We start from the raw sequence: 7,579 nt of genomic DNA, 5'->3' as shown, positions 1-7,579 counted from the left end.
AGCAGGACGAACGCCTGCTCCGCCACGCCGAAGGGTGGTTCCCCGGTCAGCAGCGCGTACAGCACGCAGCCCAGGGCGTACAGGTCGCAGCGGGCGTCGACGCGTTCCCCGCGCCACTGCTCCGGGGCCATGTAGGCGGGGGTGCCGAAGACCCGGCCGGTGACCGTGATGCCCGCCGTGGCGTCCGCGGAGTGCGCGATCCCGAAGTCGCAGATCTTCAGCCGGTCCCCGGGCAGCAGGAAGAGGTTCGCCGGCTTCAGGTCGCGGTGGACCACGCCCCGCTCGTGCGCGGCGGCCAGCGCCCGGGCCGTCTGGAGGGCCAGGTCCACCGCGCGGGCCACCGGCAGCCCGTGCGGGGCGCGGGACAGCACGGCCGCCAGGTCCTCGCCCGCCAGCAGCTCCATGACGATGAACAGCCGGTCCCCGTCGGGACCCGCCTGCCGGCCCACGTCGTGGACCACCGTGATCCCCTGGTGCTGGAGGCGGGCTCCCAGGGTGGCCTCCCGGCGGAAGCGGACCACGGCCTCCTCCATCGTCACCGTGTCCAGCAGCACCTTCACCGCCACCGGACGCTCCAGCAGCAGGTCCCGGCCGCTCCACACCTCCCCCATGCCGCCCCGGCCCAGCCGCGCGTCGAGCCGGTACCGCTCTCCGAGCAGCTCCCCCGCTTGCACCGCAATGCCCCCTGGCGTGTCGTCAACCGACATGTTTCCAGGGGGCATTGTGTACCGCGCGGGCCGTCCTGGCGGTTGAACGCGGGGTTACCGGCCGGGGTCGGTCCGGCGCCCGATCCTGCTGCCCAGCCACACCAGCGGATCGAACTTCCGGTCCACCACCCGCTCCTTCAGCGGGATCAGGGCGTTGTCGGTGATCCGGATGCCCTCCGGGCAGACCTCCGTGCAGCACTTGGTGATGTTGCAGTAGCCCAGGCCGTGCTCCTCCTGGGCGGTGCGCTTGCGGTCCAGCCCGGACTCGGCGGCCGCGTCCAAGGGGTGCATGTCCAGCTCCGCCACCCGCATCAGGAACCTCGGCCCCGCGAAGGCGGGCTTGTTCTCCTCGTGGTCACGGACCACGTGGCAGGTGTCCTGGCACAGGAAGCACTCGATGCACTTGCGGAACTCCTGCGAGCGGTCCACGTCCACCTGTTGCATCCGGTACTCGCCCGGTCCCACCCCCGGCGGGGGCACGAAGGCCGGCACCTCCCGGGCCTTGGCGTAGTTGAAGGACACGTCCGTCACCAGGTCGCGGACCACCGGGAAGGCCCGCAGCGGGGTGATCGTGACGGTCTCCTCCCGGTCGAACACCGACATCCGGGTCATGCACATCAACCGCGGCCGCCCGTTGACCTCCGCGCTGCACGAGCCGCACTTGCCGGCCTTGCAGTTCCAGCGGACCGCGAGATCGGCGGCCTGGGTGGCCTGGAGCCGGTGCACGATGTCGAGGACCACCTCGCCCTCGTGCACCTCGACCGTGAAGTCCCGCAGCTCCCCGCCGGTCGCGTCCCCGCGCCACACCCGGAAGCTCGCCTCGTACGCGCTCATCTCAGAGCTCCTCTTCGGAGAGGTACTTGACCAGTTCTTCCTTCTCGAACAGGGCGAGCAGGTCCGGACGGACGGGATCGGTCCGGACCCGTTCCAGCGCGATCCGGGCCGCCGCCGGGTCCTCCGGTACCGGCAGCACCGGACGGCAGAGCAGGTTCACCGGGCGCCACTGCCGGTCCATCTCCGGGCAGTCCTCCCGGGTGTGCCCGCCCCGGCTCTCGGTGCGCTCCAGGGCCGCCCGCGCCACGCACTCGCTGACCAGCAGCATGTTCCGCAGGTCCAGGGCCAGGTGCCAGCCGGGGTTGAACTGCCGGTGCCCCTCCACCCCGGCCCGCCGGGCCCGGACCCGCAGCGCGGCCAGCCGCTCCAGGGCCTCCGCCATCTCCGGCTCCCGGCGGATGATCCCCACCAGGTCGTTCATGGTCTGCTGGAGCTCCTGGTGCAGGGCGTACGGGTTCTCCGCCGGGCCCTCCGTGCCGTCCTCGGCGCGGAACGGGGCCAGGGCCTCCGCGGCCGCCGCGTCCACCTCCCGCTGCGCCACGGCGGGCCGCTCCGCGGCGCCGGCGGCGTGCGCGGCCGCGTGCAGTCCGGCCCGCCGGCCGAAGACCAGGAGGTCCGAGAGGCTGTTGCCGCCCAGCCGGTTGGAGCCGTGCATGCCGCCCGCGACCTCCCCGGCCGCGAACAGCCCCGGCACCCCCGGGGTCGCCGCGGTCTCCGAGTCCACCGCGATCCCGCCCATCACGTAGTGGCAGGTCGGGCCGACCTCCATCGGCTCCGCCGTGATGTCCACGTCCGCCAGCTCCTTGAACTGGTGGTACATGGACGGCAGCCGCCGCCGGATCCGCTCCGCGGGCATCCGGGTGGACACGTCCAGGAACACTCCGCCGTGCGGGGAGCCCCGGCCCGCCTTCACCTCGGCGTTGATGGCCCGCGCCACCTCGTCCCGGGGCAGCAGCTCGGGGGGCCGCCGGTTGTGGTCCGGGTCCTCGTACCAGCGGTCGCCCTCGGCCTCCGTCTCGGCGTACTTCTCCTTGAAGACGTCCGGGACGTAGTCGAACATGAAGCGCTTCCCCTCGGAGTTGCGCAGCACCCCGCCGTCCCCGCGCACCGACTCCGTGACCAGGATCCCCTTCACGGACGGCGGCCAGACCATGCCCGTCGGATGGAACTGCACGAACTCCATGTTCAGCAGCGGGGCACCCGCCAGCAGGGCCAGGGCGTGCCCGTCCCCGGTGTACTCCCACGAGTTCGAGGTCGTCTTGAAGGACTTGCCGATCCCGCCGGTGGCGAGCACCACCGCGGGGGCCTCCAGGACGAAGAAGCGGCCCGACTCCCGCTCGTAGCAGAACACCCCGGCGACCCGGTCCCCGTCCTTGAGGATCCGGGTGACCGTGCACTCCTGGAAGACCTTCAGCCGGGACTCGTGGTCGCCGGTCTCCGCGAAGTCCTCCTGCTGGAGGGCGACCGTCTTCTGCTGGAGGGTGCGGATCAGCTCCAGGCCGGTCCGGTCGCCCACGTGCGCCAGCCGCGGGTACTCGTGGCCGCCGAAGTTCCGCTGCGAGATCCGGCCGTCCGGGGTGCGGTCGAAGAGCGCCCCCCAGGTCTCCAGCTCCCAGACCCGGTCCGGGGCCTCCTGGGCGTGCAGCTCCGCCATCCGCCACTGGTTCAGGAACTTCCCGCCGCGCATGGTGTCCCGGAAGTGGACCTGCCAGTTGTCCCCGTCGTTGACGTTGCCCATGGACGCCGCGATGCCGCCCTCGGCCATCACCGTGTGCGCCTTGCCGAACAGGGACTTGCAGATCACCGCGGTACGGGCGCCCCGTTCCCGGGCCTCGATGGCGGCGCGCAGGCCGGCACCGCCCGCGCCCACCACGATCACGTCCCATTGCTGGCGGTCGACTTGGGCCATGTCAGAAGATCCTCGGGTCGGTGAAGGCGCCGGTGGCGAGCAGGTAGACGTACAGGTCGCAGACGGCCACGGAGACCAGGGAGGCCCAGGCCAGCTGCATGTGGCGGGAGTTGAGCCGGCCCACCCAGCCCCACAGCCGGTACCGCACCGGATGCTTCGAGAAGTGCCGCAGCCGGCCGCCGATGATGTGCCGGCAGGAGTGGCAGGACAGGGTGTAAGCCCAGATCAGCACGGTGTTCGCGAGGAAGACCAGACCGCCCAGGCCCAGATGGCCCCAGACGTAGTCCGCGTCGCGGAAGGTCAGCACCGTGTCGTAGGTGAGGATGGCGGCCACCGGCAGCGCGGCGTAGAAGGCGTACCGGTGGAGGTTCTGCAGCACCAGCGGGAAACGGGTCTCGCCGGAGTACTTCGCGTGCGGCTCCGCCACCGCGCAGGCGGGCGGCGAGGCCCAGAACCCCCGGTAGTAGGCCTTCCGGTAGTAGTAGCAGGTCAGCCGGAAGCCCAGCGGGAACACCAGGATGAGCAGCGCCGGGGACAACCCCCACCAGCTGCCGAACAGCTCCCAGTTGGGGCCGTTCCGCATCGGGACGCAGTTCTCCGCCAGACAGGGCGAGTAGAACGGCGAGACGTACGGGGCCGCGTAGTAGTCGGCGTTGGCGAAGGCCCGCCAGGTGGAGTACGCGATGAAGGCGAGCAGCCCGGCCGCGGTCGCGGCGGGCGAGAGCCACCAGCGGTCGGTGCGCAGGTGGCGGGCCGGGATCGCGGCGCGGGAGGGGCTGTGCACGCCGCCGGTGCCGGCGGTCGGTTCCGTTCCTGTGGCCAAGGGGGACTCCGTCGAGGAGTGGGCTGAGGAGAGGGGCGGGGCGGGCCGGACGCGGCGGCGGGCGGGCTCAGGGCGCGCGGCGGCCGCGGGGTCCGGGTCGGGCCGGGCCCGGGGGCCGTCCGAGGCCCTCGTCGTCGGCGTCGGTCCACAGGGCGCCGTCGTAGGGGGTCTCCGGGACGGTGACCATGCCGGGCGGGGCGCCCGCCGGGGGGCGGGCCGGGGGAGCTGCTGCTGCGGCGCGTTCCAGTCGTTCGACCTTGGCCGCGAGATCGTCGAGCCGGTGCAGTACGGCGTTCAACTCGTCGTGCAGGGACATGACGTGCCCTCACTTCCGCGGGGTGCGGCGGCGGCGTGCATGTGCGCCTGAGAGTGTCGCGCCTGGGGCCCCCGGTTGTGAAGGGACGTGCAGGGATTGCGGGCGTGCGCGGCCGGAACGCGCGCCCCTCGCGCACCGCGTCCCGGCGCGTCACCGGCGTGCCCCGGGGGACGGACGGGGCGCGCGGTGCGGTGCGGCGGGGCCGGCGGGTGTTGGTCCGCACGGGTGGGGTTCGCGGCGTGGCGCGGCCCGGGTGCGGGGGGCGGGGCGGGCGGTCGCCTTCAGTGGGTCCCGTCACCAGTGTGATCAGCTCCATATACCGCCATTCGTGATCATCACGGTCCCGCTCCCGGAGGTCCCTCCATGTCCCAGAGAAGGCGCAGATCACTGGCGCTGTTCACCTCGGGCGTCCTCGCGCTGCCGCTGCTGGCCGCCTGCGGGTCCCCCGGGGACGAGAGCGGCCCGGCCGCGGCCGGGCAGGACATCCGGGCGGTGACCCGGGACCGGGTCGCGGACGGCGGGGTGCTCCGCTGGGCGGTGGACTCGCTGCCCGACACCCTCAACACCTTCCAGGCGGACGCCGACGCGACCACCTCCCGGATCGCGGGGGCGGTCCTGCCCGCCCTGTTCACCCTGGACTCCCGCGGCCGGACCGTGGCGAACCCGGACTACCTGGAGAAGGCCGAGGTCGTCGAGACCGAGCCCAAGCAGGTCGTGCTGTACAAGCTGCACCAGCAGGCGGTGTGGAGCGACGGCCGGGAGATCGGCGCCGCCGACTTCGTCGCCCAGTGGCGGGCCCTCAACGGCAAGGACTCGGCCTACTGGACGGCCCGCAACGCCGGATACGACCGCATCGAGAAGATCGAGCGCGGCGGCAACGACCTGGAGGTCCGGGTCACCTTCGCCAAGCCGTACGCCGACTGGCGGTCGCTGTTCAGCCCGCTCTACCCCAAGCAGGTCACGGGCACCCCGGACGCCTTCAACGAAGGGGCTCGCGGCGCCCTCAAGGTCACGGCGGGGCCCTTCACCCTCGGGGCCATCGACAAGAAGACCGGAACGGCCGCCCTCTCGCGGAACCCCCGCTGGTGGGGCCGCCCGGCCAAGCTCGACACCCTGGTGCTGACGGCGGTGCCGCGGGCCGAGCGGGCGGCGGCCCTGGCCGCGGGCCGGGTGGACCTGGCCGGCGTGGACCGCACGGGGGCCGACCGGATCGCCCTGGCGGCCCGCGACGCCGAGCGCGGCGCGGCCGGCGCCCCGCTCGCCCACGGTCCGGGCGCCCGGCGCACCACCGGACAGGCCCTGATGTCCTGGGCGGTGGCGCACGGCTCCGCCGAGGAGAAGGCGGAGGTGGAGCAGGCCGCCCGGAAGCGGAACGCCGCCGCGGTCCGCACGTACGCGGCCGAGCAGGCGGCGCTGGCCGGGTACCGGGTCCGCAAGTCCCTGGAGCCCGCCTACACCCAGCTCGCCCTCAACGGAGCCTCCGGCCCGCTGAGCGACGAGCGGGTCCGCCGGGCCGTGGCCCGCGCCCTGGACCGGGAGGCCCTGGCCGAGCTGGTGCTGAAGCCGCTGGGGCTGCCGGTGAAGCCGGTCGGCAGCCACCTGGCCCTGGCCGGACAGGCGGGCTACACGGACGGCAGCGGAGCGCTGGGCGCCCAGGACACCCAGGCCGCGCAGGCCCTCCTCGCCGACGCCGGCTGGCGCCGCGGCGGTGCGCTGACCGGGGCCGGCGAGGGCACCGGCGCGGGTGCCGAGGCCGGGACCGCAGACGACGGCAAGACCCCCCAGGCGGGCAGCGGCGCCGGCAACGGCACGGGCGACGACGGGCTGTACATCGTCGGCGACGACGGCAAGAACGGGGCCGGGGCCGCGGCCGGATCCGCGGACGCGGCGGCGGACGGGAAGAACGCCGCCGCGCCCGGGCTGCGGGCCGTCAACGACGGGGCCGGTCCCGCGGAGGGCGGGCCGCGCGCGGCGGAGCTGCCGGAGGGCGCCCTGCCCGGGGCCGACGGCGAGATCGTCGACGCCGACACCGCCTCCGACCGCGCCGGCGGCCGGGCCGTGATGGCCCCGGCCCCGCTGGCCGCCCAGCAGGAGGGCTCGCTCCTGGCCCAGGCCGAGACCCTGGACGGGCTCGGGGACCGCGAGGACGGCAAGCGCCCGGGCGCCGCCGCCGAGGAGGAGGCCGCCGAGCGGGCCGACGCCAAGGAGGCCGGGGCCGCCAAGGCCCCAGCCGGGCGGGCCCGCGGCACGGGGAACCTGCTCGCCAAGGACGGCAAGCCGCTGACCCTGCGGTTCGTCCTGCCGGCCGGGCCCGGTTCGGAGGCCCTGCGCGCGGTGGGGGACCGGATCTCGCAGATGCTGGAGCGCGTCGGGATCCACACCGAGACGACGCGGGTGGCCGACGACTCCTTCTTCAAGGACCACGTGGCCTCCGGCCAGTACGACCTGGCCCTGTACTCCTGGCCCGCCACGGCCTTCCCGGCCACGGACGCCCGGCCGATCTACGCGAAGCCGGAGCCGGCGGCGGACGGTTCGCTGCTCGTCGAACAGAATTACACCCGGGTGGGCACCGACCACATCGACCAGCTCTTCGACCAGGCGCTCGGCGAGCTGGACGCCGAAGAGGCCCAGGAACTGATGCGGAAGGCGGACGCCCGGATCTGGGCGGCGGCCGGATCCATCCCCCTCTACCAGCGGCCCGAGCTCGTCGCGGCCAAGCCGGGCGTGGTCAACGCCGGTGCCTTCGGTCTGGGCACCCCGCACTACGAGGACATGGGTTGGCTGAAGCCCGCCGGTGCGGGGAAGAAGGGGGCGGCCCGGGGCTGACCCCGGAGCGGCCGGCCAAGCTCAGAACTCGCTCAATTGCCTTGCCCGCCGGCGACCCCGGCGGGCAAGGTCGGTGACACCCGTTGACCCGCAGCACCGCAGTTCGCAGGACCCCGCGGACGACGGCCCGGACCCCAATCCACACCCCGCCGGAACCCCACGGA

6 protein-coding genes are annotated in these 7,579 nt (G+C 74.0%); 1 reads left to right on the top strand and 5 read right to left on the bottom strand.

Features of this window, described 5'->3' with window-relative positions:
* From ABTZ17_RS35320 to ABTZ17_RS35300, 5 genes are all read right to left on the bottom strand, one after another.
* Positions 1–674, bottom strand: a 674-nt coding sequence (locus tag ABTZ17_RS35320; protein ID WP_352199906.1) for a serine/threonine-protein kinase, incomplete at its 3' end; no start/stop codon positions are given.
* An 87-nt stretch (positions 675–761) separates the two neighbouring features.
* A complete protein-coding gene (locus tag ABTZ17_RS35315; protein ID WP_352199905.1) occupies positions 762–1,541 on the bottom strand; it encodes a succinate dehydrogenase/fumarate reductase iron-sulfur subunit in 780 nt (259 codons plus the stop codon).
* A 1-nt stretch (position 1,542) separates the two neighbouring features.
* Entirely contained in the window at positions 1,543–3,450 is a 1,908-nt protein-coding gene (locus ABTZ17_RS35310) for a fumarate reductase/succinate dehydrogenase flavoprotein subunit (RefSeq protein WP_352199904.1), read from the bottom strand.
* A 1-nt stretch (position 3,451) separates the two neighbouring features.
* Positions 3,452–4,273: a succinate dehydrogenase subunit SdhC gene (gene sdhC / locus ABTZ17_RS35305; RefSeq protein ID WP_352199903.1), complete on the bottom strand. Its 822-nt coding sequence runs from the start codon at positions 4,271–4,273 to the stop codon at positions 3,452–3,454.
* A 67-nt stretch (positions 4,274–4,340) separates the two neighbouring features.
* Positions 4,341–4,589, bottom strand: coding sequence for an Rv0250c family protein (locus ABTZ17_RS35300; RefSeq protein WP_352199902.1), 249 nt, complete (start codon positions 4,587–4,589; stop codon positions 4,341–4,343).
* A 363-nt stretch (positions 4,590–4,952) separates the two neighbouring features.
* On the opposite strand from ABTZ17_RS35300, the gene ABTZ17_RS35295 reads away from it, so the two are divergent.
* Positions 4,953–7,415 carry an ABC transporter family substrate-binding protein gene (locus ABTZ17_RS35295; RefSeq protein WP_352199901.1) on the top strand — a complete coding sequence of 821 codons (2,463 nt, stop codon included), beginning with the start codon at positions 4,953–4,955 and terminating at the stop codon, positions 7,413–7,415.
* Positions 7,416–7,579: the final 164 nt, after the last annotated feature.

It is taken from the genome of Streptomyces sp. NPDC097619, assembly GCF_040302735.1.
In the GTDB taxonomy this organism is placed as follows: domain Bacteria; phylum Actinomycetota; class Actinomycetes; order Streptomycetales; family Streptomycetaceae; genus Streptomyces.
The sequence above is the reverse complement of the archived record's forward strand: the minus strand, read 5'-3'. Positions and strand labels throughout refer to the sequence as shown.

Coding starts and splice junctions, on each gene's coding strand:
- ABTZ17_RS35310 (WP_352199904.1), bottom strand. CDS start 3,450: ATGGCCCAAGTCGACCGCCAGCAATGGGACGTGATCGTGGTGGGCGCG.
- ABTZ17_RS35300 (WP_352199902.1), bottom strand. CDS start 4,589: ATGTCCCTGCACGACGAGTTGAACGCCGTACTGCACCGGCTCGACGAT.
- ABTZ17_RS35295 (WP_352199901.1), top strand. CDS start 4,953: ATGTCCCAGAGAAGGCGCAGATCACTGGCGCTGTTCACCTCGGGCGTC.
- ABTZ17_RS35315 (WP_352199905.1), bottom strand. CDS start 1,541: ATGAGCGCGTACGAGGCGAGCTTCCGGGTGTGGCGCGGGGACGCGACC.